The following is a 21,442-nucleotide window of genomic DNA, read 5'->3' on the forward strand; positions in this document are numbered from 1 at the left end:
TGACCGCCTAGCCTTCCGCGTGGATCGCGTCGAGCAGTTCGTCGGCCCAGGCGGTGCTGTAGTCGTCCAGCCGCGGAAGGCCGCCCTCGTAGGGGGAGCCCGTCCAGGTGAACGTGGCGCCGGGGTTGTGCGAGGCGTAGTCGCCCACGGCGAACAGGTGCGGGCTGCCCTGGATCTGCGGCCCCTCGGCGGTCCGCCACTGCGCGTACACCTCGGCCCGGCCACTGCCCCGGGCCAGTGCCTCGGCCAGCGCCTTTGCGTCGACGTGCTCGCACTGCTCGGCGAGGTCCAGGATCACCGCGTGCACGCTGATGCACTTGCTGTCGTTGTAGAACGCCCGGCGCAGCGCCTCGTCCAGCTCGTCGCTGCCCTCCAGCCCGCCGATCGCGGGGTCCTTCGCGGCCTGGATCGCTTCGAGGGCCGGCAGGGTCGTCACCGGGTAGGTGTGTGCCGGGCCGTCCCACATCCGCCAGCCGAGTTCGGGCAGGCGGGCGGCGATCGCCATGATCTCCGGGTCCACGATGAACTTGGGGGTGGGCTCGCGGTTGAACAGCTCCAGCGGGAACGCCCGGTGGTCGATGAGCAGCGGTACGGAACGGCGCCGGGCCGCGGCGCGCAAGGTGTGCAGGGCGAGGGTCGCCCAGGGGCAGCCGACGTCCGACCAGACGGTCACGGTCGGGCGTTCTGTTGGTGTCACCATGTCAGATCCTCCTGCGGTGGGACTCGTGGGCCCGGCCGCTGGTGCGGCGGCCGGGTCCACATCGGTCAGAGCTCGACTCGGACGTCGTACTCGGTGACCCAGGTGTTGAACTCGATGAGCCGCTCCAGCACGGCACGGGCGCTCCACGGGCCGCCGACGGCGTACGCGCCGACCGGCCGGTCGAGCAGCTTGCGGATGTCCGCCTCCGAGACCAGCCGGAGCACCGGGGCACCCTCGACGAGGAGGCCTTCGACCTGCTCGCGCAGGGCGATCTCGTAGTCGCGGTCCTGTGTGGAGGGGTACGGGTTCTTCTTCCGGTCGAGCACCGAGTCGGGCAGCAGACCGCGCATCGCCGCCCGCAGCAGGCTCTTCTCGCGGCCGTCGAAGCTCTTCATGGCCCACGGGGTGTTGTACACGTACTCGACCAGGCGGTGGTCGGTGAAGGGGACGCGCACCTCAAGGCTGGCCGCCATGCTCATGCGGTCCTTGCGGTCGAGCAGGAAGTTCTCCCAGCGGGTGAGGTTGAGGTACGTCCGCTCGCGCATCCGCTCCTCGAAACCGCCCTCGCCCTCCAGCCGGGGCACCTCGTCGAGGGCCTGGGTGTAGCGGCCCTTCACGTACTCGGTGAGCCCGAGCCTGTCCCACAGGCCGACCTCGCGCAGCGCACCGATTCCGCCGAGCTTCTCGAAGGGGTGGTGCCAGGGGAAGCTGTCCAGCTCCACGGCCGCCTTGTCGTGGAACCAGGTGTAGCCGCCGAACAGTTCGTCCGCCGCCTCGCCGGAGAGCGCGACGGTCATCCGCTCCTTCAGCGCTCGGCACAGGATGAGCAGCGAGTACTCCATGTCGCCGGTGGAGACCGGCAGGTCCTGGGCGCGCAGTACGGTGCTGCGCACCTCGGGGTCGAGGATGTGCTCGTTCTGGAGCTCGACGATGATGTGCTCGGCGCCGACCTGCCGGGCGACCTCCACCGCGAACGGGGTGTCCGGGTCGGCCCACTGCATGTTGGTTTCGAAGCGGTCGTCGTGACCGGTGAAGTCCACGGAGAAGGCCCGGATGGGCTGTTCGACGCCCTGCTTGGCGAGGGCCCTGGCGGCGAGGGCGGTCACCGCACTGGAGTCGAGGCCTCCCGAGAGCAGCGTGCCGACGGTGACGTCCGCGACGAGCTGGCGCTCCACGATGTCTTCGAGCAGCTCGCGGACGCGGGCGATCGTCGTGTCGAGGTCGTCGGTGTGCGGGGCGGCCTTGAGCTCCCAGTACCGGGTGACGCTCTGCCCGTCGCGGGTGAAGCGCACGGTCGTGGCGGGGACGACCTCGTGCATGCCGCGGAAGACGGCGTGCCCGGGGGTCTTGACGATGCTGAAGATCTCCTTCAGCCCCTCGGGGTCGACCACGGCCTCGGCATCGGGGTGGGCCAGGATCGCCTTGGGCTCGGAGCCGAAGAGCACGCCGTCGGCGGTCGGGTAGTAGTAGAGCGGCTTGACGCCCATCCGGTCGCGGACGAGGAGCAGTTCCTCGGTGCGCGGGTCCCAGATCGCGAAGGCGTAGATGCCGTTGAGGCGCTCGGCGAAGCCGGCGCCCCACTCCAGGTAGGAGCGCAGGACCACCTCGGTGTCGCTGGACGTGCGGAACTCGTGGCCGAGTGCGCGCAGTTCCTCGCGCAGCTCCCGGAAGTTGTAGACCTCGCCGGTGTACGTGATGACCGGCTGCGTGTCGTCGTCCTCGACGGCGGCCATGGGCTGCCGTCCGCCCTCCAGGTCGATGATCGCCAGGCGGCGGTGGCCGACGATCGCGCGGGGCGAGGTCCAGAGCCCGCCCGCATCAGGGCCCCGGCACTCCATGGTGCACGTCATGGCCGACGCGATGTCCGTGTGCGCCGTCAGATCGCGCTGGAAGCTGACCCATCCGGCAAGGCCGCACATAGGTGATCGGTTCCTCTCGATGAAGGGGATGAGCAGGTGACCGGGTGTCCAGGTGCAGAGGCGACCTCGGCCGACTCCGCAGAGTGTCGAGCGGCCGGAGTCCCCGGTCCACCGCGAGCGGCTCACTCCGTCAGGTGGCGGGAAGGGGAGCGGCCGGACCCGCCGACCTGACACAGGGCTCCCCCGCCGATTGCCGCGGCCCGTGCGCGGACGCACATTCCGTGGAGTGACACAGACGTCTCTCGACACCGATTCCCCGCCCGCACGGCATCGCGTACGCGCGCCCGGGCGCCCGCCTTCCCTCCTGGTGACCGCGGGCTTCGAGTTCGCGCTCACCACCGCCATGCTGTTCACCGTGGTCACGGCCGCCCGCTGGATGGCTGGACCGGGCTCCCCGTTCGCGGACCTGCTGGCGACCCCGCGCGCCCGGCTGGTGGTGATGGGGCTGCTGGTCGGCGCGGTCGTCACCGCCGTGCTGGGGCCCTCCATGCGCCGGGAGACCGCCGGTCATCTCAACCCCGCGGTCAGCATCGGGCTGTGGCTGCTGCGCGTCTTCCCCGGGAAGGCGGTGCTGCCCTTCGTCGCGGCGCAGCTGGCGGGCTCCGTGTGCGGGGTCGCGCTGGCACGGCTCGTGTGGGGCGACGCGGCCGCCGCGGTCGGCGACGCCGCGCTGGCCCCCGGGCCGGGCTGGGGCGCCGCCGAGGTGTTCCTGGCCGAGGCCGGGTCCATGGCCCTGATGATGCTGGTCGTGGCCTGGTTCGGGACCCGCCCGGCGCTGCTGCGCCGGCTGCCGCCCGTCATCGGCGGCTGTGTCGCGGCCGTCATCGTCTTCCTCGGTCCGCTCTCCGGCGGTGGTGCGAACCCCGCGCGCCAGTTCGGGCCGGCCCTCGTCTCCGGTACGACCGGTCTGCTGTGGGTCTACCTGCTCGCGCCCGTCGCCGGATCGCTCCTCGCGGGCGGGGCGTGGGCACTGGTGCGCCGGCGCCGTTGAGTCCCCCGCGGCGCCGGCGGTGGCGCCGCAACAGGGGGGGCGGCCCCCGGTCCGAGACCGGGGGCCGCCCCCCCTTTGCCGTGCCCGCTCAGCCGAGGTCCACCCCGTGGAGCCATGCGACCTCGTCGTACATGCCGTCGGGCGACAGGCCCCTCAGCATCGCGTTGCGCTCGCGCGCCGCGTCGCCCTCCGGGTGGTACAGCCTGCGGCCGATCTCGCGGGCGACCAGCTGGGTCCGGGCCGTACGCTCCCGGCGGGCCGCGCTGTACTTCTCCAGCCGCTGCACGACGGTGTCCTCGCAGCAGTCCAGCGACTCGGCGAGCACCACCGCGTCCTCCAGTGCCTGACAGGCCCCTTGGGCCGCGTACTGGAGCATCGGGTGGGCCGCGTCGCCCAGCAGCGCCACGCGTCCGTCGGTCCACGTGTCGACCGGGTCGCGGTCGCACAGCACCCACGCCTTCCAGTCCCGGCCGAGTTCCAGCAGCCGCCTCGGCGTCGCGCCCAGCTCCGGGAACTCGTCGAGTACGTGGGCGCGCCCGGCCGGCTGCCCGACGACGGCCGCCCGCGCGCCGTTGTCCCGGGTCGCGGCCAGGTTCAGCAACGCGCCGCCGCCGATCGGATAGTGGACGAAGTGCCACTTGGGGCCCGCCCACAGGGTGACGGTGTTCCACCGCAGCTCTTCGGGCACCTGCTCCACCGGAACCACCGAGCGGTAGATCGTGTGCCCGGATACCCTCGGGTCACCGTCGCCCACCAGCTGGCGCCGTATCTCCGAGCGGATGCCGTCGGCGCCGATCAGTGCCGCGCCGCTGAGCCGCTCGCCGTCACTGAGGACGGCGACCACCTCGCACGAGCCCTGGCCGCGCTGCTCGTACCCCACCACCCGTCTACCGCCGCGCAGTTCGATCCGGGGATGGCTGCGACAGCCTTCCAGCAGCGGTTCGTACACGTCGGAGCGCTGCACGACCGCGTACGGGTTGCCGAAGCGCGTGCGGTAGTCGCCGGTCAGCGGCATCGAGGCGATCGCCTCGTCCGTGGTGCCGTCCATGAGCCGCAGTTCGTCGATGTAGACCGCCCGGTCGCGGACCTGGGCGCCCACGCCGAGCAGGTCGAGCGCGTGGAAGGCGTTGGGGCCGAGCTGGATGCCCGCGCCGAGTTCGGTGAACGTCTCCCTGCGCTCCAGAACGGTCACCCGGTGGCCGCGGCCCGCGAGGCCGAGCGCCGCGGCGAGTCCGCCGATGCCTCCGCCGGCGATGAGTATGTTCGCCATCTGTGGTTCACATCCCTTGTGTCGTGTGGTGGTGGGTTCGGGGAAGAGCAGGGGGAGTGTGCCGCGGGGGCCGGGGAGGACCTGGGGGTCGCGGGGGCGGGAGTTCCCGGTGGCGCCGGGTGTGGCGGGGCGAGGGACGGGGATCCGGTCCCGGCCTTGCCCGCGCGCGTCGCGCGGGGCCGCGGGTGCCCGGCGATCGCCTCGATCCGGCCGGACCCCTTGAGCCGTGTGTGCCCGGCCCGTGGATCGTGCGTGCGGGCGCGCGGCGCGCCGGTGCGGCCGCCGTCCTCGCGTACGGCGCGGCGAAGGCGTCCGGTTCGATCGTCAGATCCGCCGCCGTGCTGCCAGGGCGCGGGCGCCTTCCGCGGCGCGGCGGTCCGGCTCGCCGCGTGCGAAGCGACCGGTCGCACTCCTCGGTGGGGTCCTCACGGTTCTGCTCAGGGCTCCTTGACTGATGTTCGCAACGGGTGGAGGCTCGCGCGGCCACCCTGCATCGACCTGAGCGGGCGGGAGCAGGACGCCGGGAACACTTCGTCAGGTGCCCCGGACCACCTCCCGGAGCCGGCGCCTCGCACCCCTGTCCGCCGCCCCGTCAGGGGTTGCGGGAGCGCCTGGCCGAGGCGGTCGCGACGAGTGCCGCGAAGGTCAGCAGCCAGGCGCCCACCGCGATCCAGAGCAGCACCTCGCCCAGCGGGCGCAGCCAGGCGACCCCGGTGGGACCGGCGGCCGAAAGGCAGGCGGTGGCCGTCATCCCGAGGGGGAAGACGGTCGCCCAGCGGCGGATGTCGTAGTGCGGCCGCCACTGGCGCAGCTCGGCGGCGAGCAGGAGCACGTACCAGCCGAGGGACAGGGCGAGCGCCACCAGCGTGACGGTACGCAGCGCCGTGTGGGCCGAACCGGTCCACACGGGCGATGCCGTGAGCTTCGAGCCGGCCAGCGCCGAGATGGCGAGCGCGCCACCGGCCACCCAGTGGTCGCCCGCGCCCCGCAGCACCTCGCGGAAGTCGAACCGTACGAGGGCGAAGGCGTACAGCAGCAGGCCCAGGCAGAAGGCGCCCAGCGCCGCGCGGGCGAGCCAGTCCTGGTGGAGGGCGGCGGCCAGGGTCGCGGCCAGGACGGCGAGTCCCTGGGTGGCCACGCAGACGAGGAACGCGGCGCCGGGCATCCGCCGTTTCCAGTGCCGGACGACGGCGATCAGCAGTCCGGGCCAGAGCACGGCCGCCAGTACGAGCAGGGCGACGGCGAGGCCCTGCCACCCCAGCTGGGAGATCCGGGTGCCGAGCACCGTCGTCGCGGCCACGGCCGTCAGGGCGGCCGGGGTGTCGGCCTCGGCCTCGAAACGGCCTCGGTCGCTCACGAGCCGGGTGGTGAAATCGGCGGCGAGCACGAGCCACAGCGCGGCGGCGAGGACCAGGGCGGCCAGCGACAGCCCGTCGAAACCGGTGAGGTGCAGGCCGACGGAGAGGATGCCGGCGGCCATGACGGCGGCGCCCGCGGCCGGGGGGAGCCCCGTCCACCAGCGGCGGCCGGGCAGGGGAAACACCTGGTTCACCCCGCCAGCCGACACCGTCCGGCCGTGGCCCGCGAGCGCGGTGGGCCACCCGGCCCACACCAGGTGCACCGCGCCCGTGCCTTGACTTCCCGAGGGCGCTGCCCGACTCTCTGCGCTCATGGGACAGCTCGACGGCAAGGTCGCGGTGATCACGGGCGGGTCCGCCGGCATCGGACTGGCGACGGCGCACCGGTTCGTACGGGAGGGTGCCCGGGTGTTCGTCACGGGCCGCCGCGAGGCGGAACTCGCCTCCGCGGTGGACGCGTTGGGGAGCGGCGCGGTCGGGGTGCGGGGGGATGTCACCCGGTCGGCGGACCTGGAGCGGCTGTACGCGGCGGTCGAGGCGGAAGGCCGGCCGATCGACGTGCTGGTGACCAACGCGGGCGGCGGGAAGGCGGGCGGGGTCGCCGAGTTCACCGAGGAGCAGTTCGACATCGTCTCGGACCTGAACTTCCGTGCCACCTTCTTCACCGTGCAGCGGGCGCTGCCGCTCTTCGGGGAGCGCGGCTCGGTCATCCTGGTCGGCTCCACCGCCGGCTCCTCGGGGTCCACCCGGTTCGGGGTCTACGGCGCCACGAAGGCGGCCGTCCGGTCGATGGCGCGCAGCATGGCGCTGGAGCTCGCGGGGCGCGGGATCCGGGTGAACGCGCTCAGCCCCGGCCCGATCGACACCCCCGCGCTGTCGCGGGCGCCCGCAGCGATCCTGGAGGAGGTCACCTCCGGGGTGCCGATGGGCCGGACCGGCCGTCCGGAGGAGGTGGCCGCGGCGGCGCTGTTCCTCGCCTCGGAGGAGAGCAGCTACGTCACGGGCATCGAACTGTTCGTGGACGGCGGCGCGGCCCAGGTCTGACCCGGGCCGGACCCGGCGTGCCCGGCGAGCGGAGTGCCCGGCGAGCGGCGTGCCCGGCCCGCCCGTACGGATCAGGAGGGCCCGGGTTCCGTGCGGGCCGTGGTGAGGGTGAACATCGCGCCCCCGGGGTCGCGGAGGCTGACCCAGCGGTCGGTGGGGCTCGACATGATCGTCGACAGGGTGGTCCCGCCGGAGGTGGCGGCCGCCTCGATGGCCTCGTCGAGGTCCGGGACCCGGAAGTAGACGTGCCAGCGGGGCCTGGTCTCCGGGGTGTGCGCCGCGGCCTCGGTGATCCCGCCGTTCAGGCGGGCGACCGGATCGCCGCCCTGCCGCAGGACGACCTGGTCGTCCTCGTACGAGACCTCGCAGCACCCGGGGCGGCCGGTGGCCCACTCCAGCACCTCGCCGTAGAAGATCGCCGACTCGAAGGCGTCCCTGGTCCGCAGTTCCAGCCAGGCCGGTGCGGGTCCCCGGCCCACCCGCCAGTCGGCGGACACCCCGCCGGCCCAGATCCCGAAGACCGCGCCGTCCCGGTCGGCGACCAGCGCGCCGCGGCCGCCGGAGGGGAAGGAGACCGGGCCGACGGCGACGGTGCCGCTGCGCTCGCGGATCCGGTCCGCGGCCTCGTCGGCGTCGTCGACCGCGAAGTACGGGGTCCACGCGGCGGCGACCGGCAGGTCGGTGGTCAGGGTGCCGATGCCGGCCACCGGCACCCCGTCCAGCTCGGCGACGGTCCACCCCTCGCCCAGCCGGGCGGGCCGGAACTTCCAGCCGAGGACCGCGCCGTAGAACTGCTGGGTTCCCTGGAGGTCGCGGGCCATCAGGCTGACCCAGCACGGCGCGCCGAAGACCTCCCTCGTAGAAATCTCCACCGCACGCCCTCCGTCCCTCGTCCAGCCCATCGTGCCGTCGGGGGGTGCGCCCCGCACGTCGGCCCGCCGTCTTCCCGGTCCGCTCAGCGGCCGCTCCCCGTGCCCTGCCCGGTGATCAGATCGGTGAGTGCCTCCATGCCACCGGCCGTGAGGGCGCGGCGCTGCCGGTCCGCGGGCGTGCCCTCCTGCAGGAGCCGGTGCAGCAGGGAACCCACCTCGCGCTCGTCCCCGGCCTCCTCCAGCGCGGGCGTGATGTGCCGCATCAGCAGCCACAGCACGTCACCGGCGCTGCGCCGGCGGCCCTGCGGGTCCACCAGGGAGCCGTCGAGACCGTGCCGGGCCGCGTGCCACATGGCCGCGTGGAGCAACTCCGGCGTGCACTCCACGGGGGCGGCCCCCGCCTTCTCCTCCGCGATCGCCGTGCTGACCAGGGCGCGGACGATCCCGGTGAGCAGCACGGCGTCGGTGGCGTCCAGCTGTACGTCGAGGCAGCGCACCTCCAGGGTCGGGTAGCGGTCCGACAGCCTGGCCTGCCAGTAGAGCTGGCCCCGGTCGGCGATCACCCCCGCCTCCAGGAGCGCCTCGATGCGCGCCTCGTAGTCGGCGAGCGTACGGAAGCACGGCGTCGGGCCGCTGACCGGCCAGCGGCCGAAGACGATCGTGCGCCAGCTGGCGAAGCCCGTGTCGCGTCCGTCCCACAGCGGCGAGTTCGCCGACATGGCCAGCAGGGTCGGCAACCAGACGCGCAGCCGGTTGAGGACGGCGACGCCCATCTCCCGGTCGGGTACCGCGACGTGTACGTGCATGCCGTTGATCAGCTGCTCGTCGACCAGCTGGCCCGCTTCCTCCCGCATTTTGAGGTACCGCAGGTTCTGGGTGATCGGGGGCGGCTCGGCGTCCCGCAGCGGGGCCGCGGCGCAGGTGGCCAGGAGGCAGCCGTGTTCCTCGGCGGCGGAGCCGACCGCGTGCCGCAGGCGCAGCAGGTGGCCGGCGACCTCGTCCAGGTCCGTGCAGACGGGCGTGGCCACCTCGATCTGGGCCTGGAGCAGTTCGTTCTGCACCTCCTCGGCGTCCACGAACGGCCCGAGGCCGGCCGCTGCCCGCACCTCCTCCGCCCGGGACACGGGCAGATGGGTGACCGGATCCAGCAGGACGTACTCCTCCTCAACCCCGATCGTGATCATGTCGTGTGGGACTCCTGCCTTCGAGTTCTGAACGTCCCGCCACCCGCGGCGCGGTCCTTCCGCGGTCCCGCGGGCCCTGCGTATTCCCGGCCGCAGCCGCCCCATGCGGGGGCGGAGGTCCCGCGTCGGGCGCGGGCATTCGGCGGTTCCTTCGGGCGAATCTGGCTCCGGGTGCGTGGGGCGCCGATTCCAGCGTGGCAGTTCACAGGGAAATGCACCCATCGGGCCATCGGCAGGGGCGGTACATGACCAGGCGATCCGCGGGCCGGCCGCATTCCCGCCCGGAAGGGGCGCGCACGGGTGCCCCGCGCTCCCGGGTGGCCGTCCGGCGCGCCCGGGCGCTGGGCCGGCGCCCCGGCGGCAGGCCCGTGGACCGGCCGTACGCGTCCGTGTCGCCGCTGCTGCGGACCGCGGCGGCGTACTGCTGGCGGCTGCTGGTGGTCGGGGCGGTCGTGTACACGGTGTTCATGGTGCTGGGACGCTTCCACGAGCTCGCCGTGGCCGTCTTCCTCGGTCTGGTCGGTACGGCGCTGCTGCACCCGGTGGCCGATTTCCTGGCCCGCTGGATCCCGCGCTCCCTCGCGGTGGCCTGCTCGCTCCTGGGCAGCATCGTGCTCGCGCTGGGCGCGCTCGCCTTCGTCGGGGAGACGATCGCCGCGGAGTGGGAATCGCTGGTGGCCGAGTTCCGGATGGGGCTGGACCGGTTGGAGCCCCTGCTGGAGCGGCCGCCGCTGCGGCTGAGCCCGCACGCGCTGACCGATCTGCGGGACCGGATCGGCGACTACCTCTCCAGTCACCGCGCGAGCCTGCTCAGTACGGCCGTGAGCGGCGCGGGGCGCCTGGTGGAGGCCCTGACGGTGGTGGCGCTGTCCCTGTTCTGCGCGGTGTTCTTCATCTATTCCGGTGACCGGCAGTGGCGCTGGGTGTGCTCCCAGTTCCCGAAAGGGGCCCAGCAGCGCATCTCGGTCGCAGGGCGGGCCGCGTGGCGGACGTTCACCGGGTACACCCACGGGATCGTGCTGGTCGCGGCGACCAACGCCGTCCTGGTCGGGGTGGCCCTGTACCTGCTGGGCGTCCCGCTGGCGGTGCCGCTCGCGCTGCTGGAGTTCTTCGCCGCGTTCGTCCCCCTGATCGGCTCCCCGGTCGCCCTCGCGGTGGCCGTGGTCGTCGCGCTGGCGGCCAAGGGGCCGCTGGTCGCCGCGCTCGTGGTCGCCCTGATCGTGATCATCGGGCAGATCGAGGGACACGTGCTGCACCCGATGCTGATGAGCTGGGCGGTACGGCTGCACCCGGTGGTCGTGGCGCTGTCGGTGGTCGCGGGCGCCGTTGCCGCGGGCGTGCTGGGCGCCGTGGTCGCCGTACCGCTGGTCTCGGTCGTCTGGGCGGTCCGCCAGTCGCTGCGCTCCCCGGAGGCAGGGCTCTGAGCTGCGCTTTTCCAGACGTGCGGCTTCAGCCCGCCGGGAGGGGGTATATGTACGAGGACAGCTCACGAGACGGCCGTGCCGCGGGCTCGCGGCGCGACCATCCGTCGGAGGAGCAGCCCAGATGCCGTACACCGAGGTCACCGAAAGCATTCCGCAAGACACGCTGAGCGTGAGCACAGGCGAGGCCCGGACGCTGTCGGGGGCCTTGTTCCACAGACTGCGCAGCCTCGACGAGGGGACGGCGGCGTACTCGTACGTGCGCAACACGCTCGTCGAGCTCAACCTGAGCCTGGTGAAATACGCCGCCCGCCGGTTCCGCGGCCGGAGCGAGCCGATGGAGGACATCGTCCAGGTCGGGACGATCGGCCTGATCAAGGCGATCAACCGGTTCGACCCGGAGCGCGGGGTGGAGTTCACCACCTTCGCCATGCCGACCATCGTCGGCGAGATCAAGCGGTTCTTCCGCGACACCAGCTGGGCCGTGAAGGTGCCCCGGAGGCTCCAGGAGCTGCGGATCGACTCCGCCAAGGCGCACGACGCGCTGGAGCAGGACCTGGGCCGCGAGCCGACGGACGCCGAGCTGGCGGAGCGGCTGCACGTCACGCCCGCGGAGCTGGTGGAGGGGCGGAAGGCGGCGCACGCGTACTCAGCGCGCTCCCTGGACGCACCGACTCAGGAGGACGGCGACCACAACGCGGCGTACGCCGACCGTCCCTCGCTCGGCACGGAGGAGACGGCGTACGACACGATCGAATGCCTGGAGTCGCTCAAGCCGCTCCTGGCCGAACTGCCCGAGCGCGAGCGCATCCTCCTCTCGCTGCGCTTCGGCGACGGCCTGACCCAGTCCGAGATCGGCGAGCGGCTGGGGCTGTCGCAGATGCACGTCTCGCGGCTGCTCAACCGGACGCTGACCGCCCTGCGGAAGAGCCTCCTGGAGGATCCGCCGGAGGTGTCCGTGCGCTCGTGAGCCCGTGAGCGGCAGCGGCGGCGCTCCCGCCGCCGGGAGGGGCGGCTCCGGCGGTCCACAGGCGACGGGGGTGCTCGGGGCTCCCGTCGCCTGCTCCGCTCCGGGGCCGCCCGGGGGCAGGGGGTGCTGCCGGCGCGGCGTACGCGGTGCACGCGGTGCACGCCGTACGGTCATGATCCGATGGCCTGCCCGAAGGTGAAGAAGCCGTCCGGGTCCACCCGCTTCTTGATCTCGACGAGTCGGGGATAGTTGGCGCCGTAGTACGCGGTGCGCCAGTCCGCCAGGTCCGGGTCGATGAAGTTCTGGTAGGCGCCCCGGCCCACGTACGGTGCGACGGTCTCCCCCAGCTCCGCCAGCCAGCGCAGGTTCGCCGCCACGGTGGCCGGGCCGTCGCGTTCGGTCCAGGAGGTGTCCATGCTGACGAGGAACCGTGCGTCCCGGTGGACGAACGCGGTGTCGGCGGGTGCCACCCGGTTGATCGCACCGCCCCAGCCGTACAGGGCCAGTCCGCAGCCGTCCGGGTTGTCGCTGCCCGGACGGCGGGCGAGCCGGGCGAGGACGGCGGCCACGGCTTCGGGCGGGAGCGGCCCGGGGGCGAAGTTGGTCCGTACGGCGAAGGCCCCGGCGGAGGTCTCGTGCAGCAGGTAGTCCTTCGCCTCCCAGAACGTGCGGTCGGCGATGTCCTCCCGTACGGGACGGGTCGCCGCCAGGACGGGGGCGAGCAGCTCCCGCAACTCGCTCGCGGGGCCGAGGTGCAGTCCGACGGCCGATACGACGGGGTCGGCGCCGCGGGCGGCGGCGACCCCGAGGCGGAGGGAGAACTCGTCCGGTGCCCGCTCCGCGGCTTCCTGCACCGCGGCGAAGGCGTCCAGCGCGTCGGCCGCCTCCCACAGCAGCAGGCAGGTGGAGACGTCGGGCACGTGGGCGGCCTGGAAGGTGAAGGAGAGGTTGACGCCGAAGTTCCCGCCCCCGCCACCGCGGCAGGCCCAGTACAGGTCCGGGTTCTGCTGGGCGTCGCAGGTCAGCACCTGTCCGTCGGCTGTCATGAGGGTGGTCCGGACGAGGGCGTCCGCGGTGAGGCCCAGCTTGCGCGAGGTGGAGGAGGAGCCGCCGCCGAGGGTGAGCCCGGCGATGCCGACGGAGGCGCCGTTGCCCAGCGCGAACGCCATCTCGTGGGGCTGGACCGCGGCGTAGACCTCGGCCATGCGGGCCCCGCCGGCGGCCGTGACGAGCCCGGTGGAGCCGTCGGCGGACACGTCGTTCAGCGCGCTGAGGTCGAGGACGAGGCCCGTGGTGACGCAGTGGCCGGCGTAACTGTGGCCACCGCTGCGGGCGACGAGGGCGACGCCCGTGTCGCGGGCCCAGGCCAGGGCGTGCCGTACGTCGGCCTCGTTCGCGACGGACAGCACGCCGTGCGGGGTGACCGAGGCGAAGCGGGTGTTGAACGGCGCGCTGGACGCGCGGAAGCCGGCGTCGCCGGGGCGCAGGACGCGGCCCGCCACCGTCTTCTCCAACCGCCGCCAGTCCGCTTCGGAGGCGCCGTTCACCGCACCTCCTCGATGTAGGAGATCCCGGTCGCGGCGTGCGGGCCGTAGCGCTCCCAGACCTCGCGCAGCCGCAGGCGGCCGTCCTCGGCGAGCTCGGGGGTGTTGACGGTGTGTCCGCAGACCACCTCGCCGGTCGCGAACACGAGGGTGTAGCCCATGGAGAGGGTGCCGTCGGGGGTGCAGGTGCCGACGGTCCAGCCGCGTCGCACCTCGCCGCCGTGGACTTCTCCCCAGACCAGGTCCCCCTGCTGGTGGTAGACGGCGACGGTGCGGACGTCGCCCTGCGGTTTGCGGAACCTTCGGCCGTCGTAGTCGATCACGTGGCATCGCCCGTGGCCGCGAGGAACTCGGCCGACATGCTCCGGCCCCACCAGATCGCGTAGTAGGAGAAGTCCTCGTCGTGGTCGTTGACGATGTGGTGCTCGATCCCGCCCTTCATCAGCGCGATGTCCCCGGCCGCGAGCGGGCGGCGGAGGCCGTCGCACACCACCTCGGCGCGCCCGGCCATGGCGATGAACATCTCGCGCTCGTGGTGGGCGTGCGCCTCGGACACGTCTCCGGGGCGCAGGACGCACCAGGCGCCCCGGAAGGGGGATCGCAGTCCCGGCCACGGGTACAGGAGCTTGAGGTCCAGTCCGTGCTCCCGGAGCAGGTGGTCCGGCTCGGCTGTGCGGATGTCCACGTCGGGTCGTTCCTGGTCGGTCAACTTTCCGCTCCGATCGACGTCTTCTTGTGCCGGTGGGCCGGTGGGCCGGAATTCAGGGAATTCCGATTTCCGGTGGAGGGAGACGCCGACCAGGCTAGGAGCGGGCGATTCCCTTTCGACAGGGGAATTGTTCCCCTGTCGAAAGGGAATCTGCCGGATCACCCCTGTCCCAGACCCGCGTCCCGGGCGAGCACGATCGCCTGGGACCGATCGGCCACGCCGAGCTTTCCGAATATCGCGGAAACACGGTTGCTGATGGTCTTGGAGGCGAGCACGAGTTCACGGGCGATGGCGGCATTCGACTTGCCCGCGGCGATGCGCTCCAGGACATCGCGCTCCCGGTTGGTCAGCTGGGGGAACGGGTAGCCGTACGGTCCGGCGGGCGCGGGGCCCATCAGCGCCCCGAGCCGGTTGGCGATCGACTTGTCGACGATTCCCTCGCCGGCGGCCACGGCCTGGATGCCGCGCAGGATCTGGTCCGCGTCGGCGAATTTGAACAGGTAGCCGCGGGCGCCGGCCTGGAGAGCCGCGGTGATGACCCGGTCGTCGTCGACCGAGCTGAAGACGAGGACGCCCGTTTCGGGCCATAACCTCAGCACTTCGGATATCACCCGCATCCCGGCGCGCTGGTCCATGAGCGGGTCGACCACGAGGACATCGGGCCGGCAGCGGGAGGTCTCGGCCATCACCTCGTCCGCGGTGGCGGCCTCGCCGACGACGGATATCCCTGCGGACCCCTCCAGCAAGGAGCGCACCCCGTGGCGGATCGCCGGCTGGGCGTCGGCGATCACGACGGTGACGGTGACGGTTCCGAGGGGTCGGGAGACGACCGCGAGGTCGCCGTCGGGGCGCCGGCCGCCGAACTCCCTTCGCCCCTCACCCTGTGACGAGAGTGGCCAGAGCAGCCCCTTGATGTCTGTTGTCTGATGCATTTCTACCTTCCCCCCGAATCGATCTTATACGGTGGCTCAGGGCCGACCGGCGCGTTACCAGAATGGTGCACGGGCCAGTCTTACCGCAACGGTCGGGGGGATATCCGTATGGCGCGATAACCATGTCGGCATCGACATTCACATCCGGCCACGTCAGTTTTCTGCGGACTCTGCCATTCCTACCTCTTGTGCCCGGCGGAGAATTGCCTCCCGGTCCCGCCAATGCGCCCAGAACGCTCCCGTGTATCCCAGTCCACTGAGACTGGTAAGGAACGGATTGTCCGCGTAGTTGTTGTCGTGCTCGCTCATACCGGCCAGCGTCGGCAGCATGACCCTGTGGTGATCGGAGGGGTCCACGAGCTCCCAGAGCAGTTCCACGGACCGGCGCCGCTGCCCCGAGGGGTCGTCGACCGTTTCGGCGTCCTCCAGGAGATCCGGCGAGAAATAGCAGACGAGGCGGAAGTTTCCCGATGCGTCGAACATGAACTGCCGCTCGTACTCCACCGGGCCCGAGCACCGGGCGAGCGGCTTCAGCACGATCGGCTCCGTGGCCGTGTTCGACTGGAGTCCGGGCACCGTCCTCACCCCGTCGCACTGTTCGGCGATCGCGATGCCGAGCGGGGTGTACGGGAACAGCCGCAGCCCCAGCGAGAATCCGGTGACGGTCGCGTCCAGCGCCATGAACGCCTCGACGCATTCGCGCATGGACTGCGGCGTCTCGCCCGGCATGCCGAACAGTGCCTCGACCATCGTCATCATGCCGTGGGCGTGACACAGCCGCACCAGGTTCTCCGTGTCGGCGAAGGAGTAGTACGTGGTGCCCTTCTCCGTGACCTTCCAGCCGCGCAGCATGTCCTGTCGCACGTGGTCGGAGCCGACGTTGACCCCTCGGCAGCCCGCGGCCGCGAGCAGGGCGGCGAACTCCTCGTCGAACGGCGAGGGCTGGCAGTAGACCCACAGCCGCAGTGCGTTCAGCGGATTGCCGGGGTCGGCGTGCTTGCGCCGGACGATCTCGCGCAGCAGGTTCTTCGCGTGGTTGATGGAGAGGTTGAACTCGCTGTCGGTGGTGTGCTGGTCGAGGATCCCCTGGGCGGCGAGCGACTGCATCTCGTCGACCACGGCGGCGATGTCGCGCCGGCCGAACCGGGTGCCCTTCGCGTCCGGTTCCACGCAGTGCGAACAGCGGTACGTGCAGCCGTTCTTGGTGAGGATCCCGGCCAAGCCGCCGCGCTGGTAGTACAGCAGGTTGTCCACCTTGTGCGGCGAGCCGGAGCGGCGCCGGTAGGTCCCGGTCCGGTCCACCTGCCACACCCGGTCCTCGAACTGTCCGCCCGCCGACGGCGCCGCGGCGCGCCGGGGCGCCGGCATCAGCGAGGACGGCGGTACCCGGGTGACCCCCTCCCCCGTGTTGCGCAGCAGCCCGGACACGGTGGCCGTGTCGCGGCCGGTGACCAGCGCGTCGGCGAGATCGCAGATGATCTGCTCGCCGGGGCCCTTGACGCCGAAATCGATCCCGAAGTAGTCGACGAGCGCGAAGGGCATGGAGGAGAAACCGATGCCGCCGCCGACGATCGGCGCGTCCGTCAGCCGCCTGATCTCGGTGATGATCTCCTTGTGCTCGCCGATGAACGGGCGCTGCTCGAAGGCGTAGACCGTGTCGGTGTTGCGTATGGTGACGCCCACGAGCAGGGGGCTGCGCGCCTCGAAGTACTCGCAGAGGTACGACTTCCAGTCCTCCCGGTGAAACGTCAGGTCGGCCACCTCGACGTCGAAATCGGCGGCCTCCAACGAGGTGGTGAGCACGTCGAGCGCGTAGGGCGCGATCGGCGGGTGCACCTTGTTGGGATTGACCAATAACACGAGACCTCTGCCCATCGGTTCCCTCTCCCCTTATTTGACGATGCCGAGGCAGATGCCGAATTCGGGCTTCGAGCCGAGCAGGTAGGCGCCGGCCGACTGGAGAATGCGGTCCTGCGCGGTGGCGTGCTGGCACATGGTGGTGGTGTCGCGCATCCAGCGGTCCATCGGCGAGGACTGGTGGATCGACCAGGTCTGGAGCAGGTCGAAGAGCCTGCCGACGATCGACCGCGAGGTGCGGAAGGCGTGCACCCAGGCGATCGGAGACGCGGCGCGCTCCTCGGGGGTGAGGTCGTCCAGGGTGCCCCCGGCGGCCAGCACTTCCCACTGCCGCCGCTGGCTCCCGTACACCCCGTTCCGGGTGGCGAGGAAGTCCGCCTCGCACTCGGCGAGCGTGACCTGGGTGCGGAAGTGGTCCTTCCACGCCACCCCGGTCATCCGGTCGACCCGGGTCCGGGCGATCTCCCGCGCGTGGTCCAGGGCGGCCCGGGCCACCCCGAGCGCCACGCCGCACATGCTGCGCGTGAACGCGTCCGGCTGCGCGAGCGGGCCGGGGCGGCCCCGTACCTTCCCGAAGCTGTACGTGTGTTCCTCCGGCACGAAGACGCCGTCCATCGTGTAGTCGCAGCTGCCGGTGCCGCGCATCCCCATGGTGTGCCAGTTGTCGATGACCTCCACCTGGGCCCGGGGCACCAGGAACTGCTTCGACTCGTGCGGATTGCTGCCGTCCGGGCTCGCGTACGGTGTGCCGTCCTCGTAGACGAACGCACCCGAGGTCACCCAGTCGCAGTGGGTGATCCCGCTGCCGAACGACCACCGGCCGGAGAGCCGGAACCCGCCGGGTACCCGCTCGGCGCGGCCCGTCGGCTGCAGCAGCCCCGCCATGATCGTGTCCGGGGTCGGGAAGACCTCCTTGGCCACCCTCTCGTCGAGGAAGGCGCTGAAGATGCCGCCGCTCGCGCCCATCACCGCGCACCAGGCCGCGGAGGCGTCCCCGTGCGCCAGTGTCTCGACGACCTCCGTCTGCTCCATCGTCGTCAGGGCCAGGCCGCCCAGTTCGCGGCCGAACGCCATCCGGAACACCCCGGCGCCGCGCAGCAGGTCCACCACGTCCGCCGGCAGCCGCCGCGCCTCCTCGATCCGCGCCGAGTGCTCCCGCAGCAGCGGCGCCAGCTCCTTCGCGCGCGCGAGGAGCTCCGCCCCCGTGGCGGGCACCTCGGCCCCCGGGTTCCGGGTCATGGTCATGTGATCGCCTTTCATTTGGCCCTACTTGACGATGCCGAGGCTCATCCGGAACTTGGGCGGCCGGCCCAGCAGGTAGGCGCCCCCGGATTCGAGGATCAGGTCCGAGGCGGCGACGTGCTGGCACATGGTCGCGGTGTCCCGCATCCAGCGGTCCATCGGCGAGGACCGGTTGATCGACCAGGCCTGGAGCAGGTCGTAGAGGCGGTTCACGATCGCCCGCGAGCTGCGGAAGGCGTGCACCCAGGCGAGCGAGGACGCGGCCCGCTCGGTGGCGGTGAGGTCGTCCAGAGTGCCGCCGCCCGCCAGTACGTCCCAGTGCCGCTGCGAGCTGCTGTGGACGCCGCTGCGGGCGGCGTTGAACTCCGCCTCGCACTCGGCGAGGGTGACCTGCACCCGGAAGGTGTCCGCCCACACCGCGCCGGTCATCTTGTCCACCCGGGTGAGCGCGGTCTCCCGCGCGTGGTCCAGGGCGGCCCGGGCCACCCCGAGCGGCACCGAGCACAGACTGCGCATGAACGAGTCGGGCTGGGCGATCGGGGTGTCGGTCCGGCCGCGCACCTTGTAGAAGGTGTACGTGTGCTCCTCGGGCACGAACACGTCGGTGATCGTGTAGTCGCTGCTCCCGCTGCCGCACAGGCCGGTGGTGTCCCAGTTGCCCACGACCTCGACCTCGTGGGCCGGCACCAGGAACTGGCGCGAGGCGTGCGCGTTGCTGCCGTCCGGGCTGGCCCAGGGCTTGCCGTCCTGGTAGATGAACGCGCCCGAGGTCACCCAGTCGGCATGGGTGATCCCGCTGCCGAACGACCACCGGCCGGTCAGCCGGAAGCCGCCGGGCACCCGCTCGGCGTGGCCGGCCGGCGCGATCAGCCCGGCCGTGACCATGTCCAGGCGCGGGAACACCTCCTTGACCACGGCGGGGTCCAGGAAGTTGCTGATGGCCCCGGTCATCGCGCCGATCGCGGCGCACCATCCGGCCGAGGCGTCACCGTGGGCCAGGGTCTCCACGACCTCGGCCTGCTGCACCGACGTCAGCTCGGGACCGCCCCATTCGGGGCCGAAGCACATCCGGAACACTCCGGTGTCGCGCAGCATGTCCACGACGTCCGGAGGGAGTTGCCGGGCCTGTTCGATCTCCGCCGACCGCTCCCGCAGCCGCGGGGCCAGTGCCCTGGCCCGCTCCAGGATCTCGTCCGCGGTCATGGGTGTCTCGGTGCCCGGGTTCCGGGTCGTGCTCATGCGTTCCCCCTCAAGTGGTGGTGGGTGCCGGTCATTCGTCGACGTCGAGCAGCCCGGCGGGCATCGCGAACGGCGCGGCCGGATCCGGCGGTCCGATCGGCTCCGCGTCCAGCCCGACGAGCGCGGCCGCCGCGTCGAGCCGCTCCAGGCAGGTCCGGGTGTCCTCGGCCTCGCACACCACGAAGGAGTGGCGGGCCAGGTAGCCGCCCGGGGGCAGCCGCAGGATGGTGCCGGGCTCGGCCATCGGCGCCGCGGCGACCAGGCCGGGCGCCTCGGCCGGTACGGTGACCGAGCGCAGCAGGCAGTCCCGCTCCGGGTAGCCGAAGCGGATGCCGGCGACGGCCCGCCGGGTGGGGCGGGTGTCCGGCCGCTGCCCGGTGGCCACGTCGAACAGGACCTCTCCGGGCTCGATCCCGGTGGCGGCCCGGCCGAGGAAGGGGATCAGGTCCCCGCCCAGCCGGCCGTTGACCTCGATGATCAGCGGGCCGCGGTCGGTCAGCCTGACCTCGGTGTGGGTGATGCCGTCCTCGATGCCGAGCACCCGGTGCGCCCGCGCCAGGGTGTGCATCAGCCCCGGGTCCGCCAGGAGCGGGTCGGCCGCGTCGACGAGATGCCCGGTCTCCTCGAAGTACGGCTGGTCGCTGCTGTGTTTGCGGGCGACGAACAGCGGGAGGTACTCGCCCTTGTGGACGGCGCCGTCGATGCTGATCTCCGGTCCGGGCGCGTACCCCTCGACGATGGCGCTCGCCCGGTAGGGACCGGGGTCGACCTCGCTCGCGGCCAGCGCGATCCCGAACGCCGTGTCCAGCCCGGCCTCGTCGGCCGCGAACACGACGCCGATGCTGGCGCCCATCGCCCGCGGCTTGATCACGACCGGGTACCCGATCCGTTCGGCCGCCGCCCGGGCCTGCTCGACCGTGGTGGTGAGCGCGAACCCGGGCTGGTACAGGCCCGCAGCGGTGAGCTCGGAGCGGGTGAGCTCCTTGTCGCGGCAGCCGCGCACGCCGGGCACGGACAGCCCGGGCACCCCGAACTCGGCGGCGAGCAGCCCGGCGTCCAGGACCAGCGGCTCGTCCCAGCACATCAGGCCGGTGACGCGGCGGCGCGCGGCCACTTCCCGGGCCGCCGCGCCCATCGCCGCGGAGTCGAAGACGTTGGCGACGACGATCTCGTCGAAGTAGGCGTGCTGCCAGGTGGGGTTGAGGTTGTTGATCAGCACCATGTCCAGGCCGGACGCGAGGGCGCGGCGGCGGATCGGGGCGACGAGGTACTCGCGGTACACCTTCAGCCCGCTGCCGATGACCAGAAGGGTTCCCCGGTCGGCGGTCATCGGGTGCTCCCCTCGGCGCGCCGGGCGAGCAGGTCGGTGAGGATGTCGTGCGAGCGGTTCGCGAGGACGCTGATGAGGGAGTCGGCGATGCCGTGGGTCTCCTCGTTGACGCCCTGGAGGTAGACCGCGCCCCAGGCCGATTCGCCGAGCTCCACCCGGTGGGCGCGGCTGACCTCCACCTCGTCGATCCCGACCCGGGCCGCCAGCTCCCGTACGAGCGCGGGCTTGCGGGGGTCGTAGCCGGTGCCGAGGAGGACGAGGTCGCAGCGCAGCGGCTCGGTCTTGCCGCTGAGGCGGTCCCGCAGATCGAGTACGACGTCCCCGTCCTCGATCCGGGCGCCCACCACCTCGGTCATGGCCCGCACCTCGGACCGCTGCGGGCCGAGGGCCTTCTGCCGGTAGAGCATCGTGTACAGCTCGTCGAGGAACGGCGGCGCCAGCCCCGCGTAGTTCGTCAGCCGCATCTCGTCGAGGACCTGGCCCCGGACCTCCGCGGGGCTGTCGTAGAACTCGTCCACGAAGGACGGGAAGAACAGCTCGTTCACGAATTTGCTCGTCTGGTAGTTCTGGAGTCCTATCGACCGCACCAGCATCGTCACCCGGCTCTGCGGGAGGTTCTCGTGGAGCGCGTAGAACATCTCCGCCGCGCTCTGCGCCCCGCCGACCACCACCGCCCGCACCGGCTCGTCCCTGGGGATCTCCCCGATCCGGGTCCGGTACCGGGCGCTGTGGATCACCCGGTCCGCCGGCAGGGCGGCGAAGACCTCCGGTACGCGCGGGTCGCGGCCGCCGCCGACCACCAGGTCCCGGCAGCGGATCTCGTCCCCGTCGGTCAGCACCACGCTCCACCCGGACACCGA

At 72.2% G+C, this 21,442-nt stretch carries 19 protein-coding genes; 4 read left to right on the forward strand and 15 right to left on the reverse strand.

Annotated features, from left to right (window positions below; translation table 11 throughout):
• Positions 1-7 precede the first annotated feature (7 nt).
• Both ACFYXV_RS24470 and asnB read right to left on the reverse strand, forming a co-directional pair.
• Positions 8-700, reverse strand: a complete 693-nt coding sequence (locus ACFYXV_RS24470; protein WP_385475953.1) for a DsbA family protein — start codon at positions 698-700, stop codon at positions 8-10.
• A gap of 65 nt (positions 701-765) precedes the next feature.
• Positions 766-2,619 carry an asparagine synthase (glutamine-hydrolyzing) gene (gene asnB / locus ACFYXV_RS24475; protein WP_385475951.1) on the reverse strand — a complete coding sequence of 618 codons (1,854 nt, stop codon included), beginning with the start codon at positions 2,617-2,619 and terminating at the stop codon, positions 766-768.
• 226 nt (positions 2,620-2,845) lie between these two features.
• On the opposite strand from asnB, the gene ACFYXV_RS24480 reads away from it, so the two are divergent.
• Positions 2,846-3,610 (forward strand): MIP/aquaporin family protein, encoded by a 765-nt coding sequence (locus tag ACFYXV_RS24480; protein WP_385475949.1) that lies wholly within the window; start codon positions 2,846-2,848, stop codon positions 3,608-3,610.
• Positions 3,611-3,698: 88 nt separating this feature from the next.
• Here the strand turns inward: ACFYXV_RS24480 and ACFYXV_RS24485 are convergent, their stop codons facing one another.
• Together ACFYXV_RS24485 and ACFYXV_RS24490 are read right to left on the reverse strand one after the other, a co-directional pair.
• Positions 3,699-4,880, reverse strand: coding sequence for a 3-hydroxybenzoate 6-monooxygenase (locus ACFYXV_RS24485; protein WP_385474082.1), 1,182 nt, complete (start codon positions 4,878-4,880; stop codon positions 3,699-3,701).
• Positions 4,881-5,472: 592 nt separating this feature from the next.
• On the reverse strand, positions 5,473-6,552 hold the full coding sequence (locus ACFYXV_RS24490; protein WP_389384034.1) for a tellurite resistance/C4-dicarboxylate transporter family protein: 1,080 nt from the start codon (positions 6,550-6,552) through the stop codon (positions 5,473-5,475).
• Between ACFYXV_RS24490 and ACFYXV_RS24495 the strand changes: the two genes are divergently transcribed.
• Positions 6,551-7,282 (forward strand): SDR family NAD(P)-dependent oxidoreductase, encoded by a 732-nt coding sequence (locus tag ACFYXV_RS24495; RefSeq protein WP_385474086.1) that lies wholly within the window; start codon positions 6,551-6,553, stop codon positions 7,280-7,282. The genes ACFYXV_RS24490 and ACFYXV_RS24495 overlap by 2 nt on opposite strands.
• 71 nt (positions 7,283-7,353) lie before the next feature.
• Here the strand turns inward: ACFYXV_RS24495 and ACFYXV_RS24500 are convergent, their stop codons facing one another.
• Positions 7,354-8,103, reverse strand: a complete 750-nt coding sequence (locus tag ACFYXV_RS24500; RefSeq protein ID WP_385474151.1) for a VOC family protein — start codon at positions 8,101-8,103, stop codon at positions 7,354-7,356.
• 134 nt (positions 8,104-8,237) lie between these two features.
• Positions 8,238-9,338: a glutamate--cysteine ligase gene (locus tag ACFYXV_RS24505; RefSeq protein ID WP_385474088.1), complete on the reverse strand. Its 1,101-nt coding sequence runs from the start codon at positions 9,336-9,338 to the stop codon at positions 8,238-8,240.
• A gap of 245 nt (positions 9,339-9,583) precedes the next feature.
• Here ACFYXV_RS24505 and ACFYXV_RS24510 point away from each other — a divergent pair, with 245 nt between their 5' ends.
• Entirely contained in the window at positions 9,584-10,762 is a 1,179-nt protein-coding gene (locus tag ACFYXV_RS24510) for an AI-2E family transporter (protein WP_385474090.1), read from the forward strand.
• 121 nt (positions 10,763-10,883) lie between these two features.
• Entirely contained in the window at positions 10,884-11,729 is an 846-nt protein-coding gene (locus tag ACFYXV_RS24515; protein WP_385474092.1) for an RNA polymerase sigma factor SigF, read from the forward strand.
• Positions 11,730-11,899: 170 nt separating this feature from the next.
• Here the strand turns inward: ACFYXV_RS24515 and ACFYXV_RS24520 are convergent, their stop codons facing one another.
• The 9 genes from ACFYXV_RS24520 to ACFYXV_RS24560 form a co-directional block, all read right to left on the reverse strand.
• Positions 11,900-13,276, reverse strand: a complete 1,377-nt coding sequence (locus ACFYXV_RS24520; protein WP_385474094.1) for an FAD-binding oxidoreductase — start codon at positions 13,274-13,276, stop codon at positions 11,900-11,902.
• A complete protein-coding gene (locus ACFYXV_RS24525) occupies positions 13,273-13,596 on the reverse strand; it encodes a hypothetical protein (protein ID WP_383351630.1) in 324 nt (107 codons plus the stop codon). Before ACFYXV_RS24525 ends, ACFYXV_RS24520 begins: the two co-directional genes overlap by 4 nt.
• Positions 13,593-13,958, reverse strand: a complete 366-nt coding sequence (locus ACFYXV_RS24530) for a cupin domain-containing protein (RefSeq protein ID WP_385474097.1) — start codon at positions 13,956-13,958, stop codon at positions 13,593-13,595. Before ACFYXV_RS24530 ends, ACFYXV_RS24525 begins: the two co-directional genes overlap by 4 nt.
• 182 nt (positions 13,959-14,140) lie before the next feature.
• Positions 14,141-14,914, reverse strand: a complete 774-nt coding sequence (locus ACFYXV_RS24535; RefSeq protein WP_389384035.1) for a response regulator — start codon at positions 14,912-14,914, stop codon at positions 14,141-14,143.
• 153 nt (positions 14,915-15,067) lie between these two features.
• Positions 15,068-16,789: a tryptophan 2-C-methyltransferase gene (tsrT, locus tag ACFYXV_RS24540; protein ID WP_389384036.1), complete on the reverse strand. Its 1,722-nt coding sequence runs from the start codon at positions 16,787-16,789 to the stop codon at positions 15,068-15,070.
• 15 nt (positions 16,790-16,804) lie between these two features.
• Positions 16,805-18,016 (reverse strand): acyl-CoA dehydrogenase family protein, encoded by a 1,212-nt coding sequence (locus ACFYXV_RS24545; protein ID WP_385474104.1) that lies wholly within the window; start codon positions 18,014-18,016, stop codon positions 16,805-16,807.
• A 21-nt stretch (positions 18,017-18,037) separates the two neighbouring features.
• A complete protein-coding gene (locus tag ACFYXV_RS24550; protein WP_389384037.1) occupies positions 18,038-19,252 on the reverse strand; it encodes an acyl-CoA dehydrogenase family protein in 1,215 nt (404 codons plus the stop codon).
• Between the two features lie 31 nt (positions 19,253-19,283).
• Positions 19,284-20,582 (reverse strand): ATP-grasp domain-containing protein, encoded by a 1,299-nt coding sequence (locus ACFYXV_RS24555; protein WP_389384038.1) that lies wholly within the window; start codon positions 20,580-20,582, stop codon positions 19,284-19,286.
• On the reverse strand, positions 20,579-21,442 hold an 864-nt coding region (locus ACFYXV_RS24560; protein WP_389384039.1), incomplete at its 5' end, for a SidA/IucD/PvdA family monooxygenase. The genes ACFYXV_RS24555 and ACFYXV_RS24560, both read right to left, overlap by 4 nt.

Origin of the sequence: Streptomyces sp. NPDC002181 (assembly GCF_042890485.1) — a bacterium.
Lineage (GTDB): Bacteria > Actinomycetota > Actinomycetes > Streptomycetales > Streptomycetaceae > Streptomyces.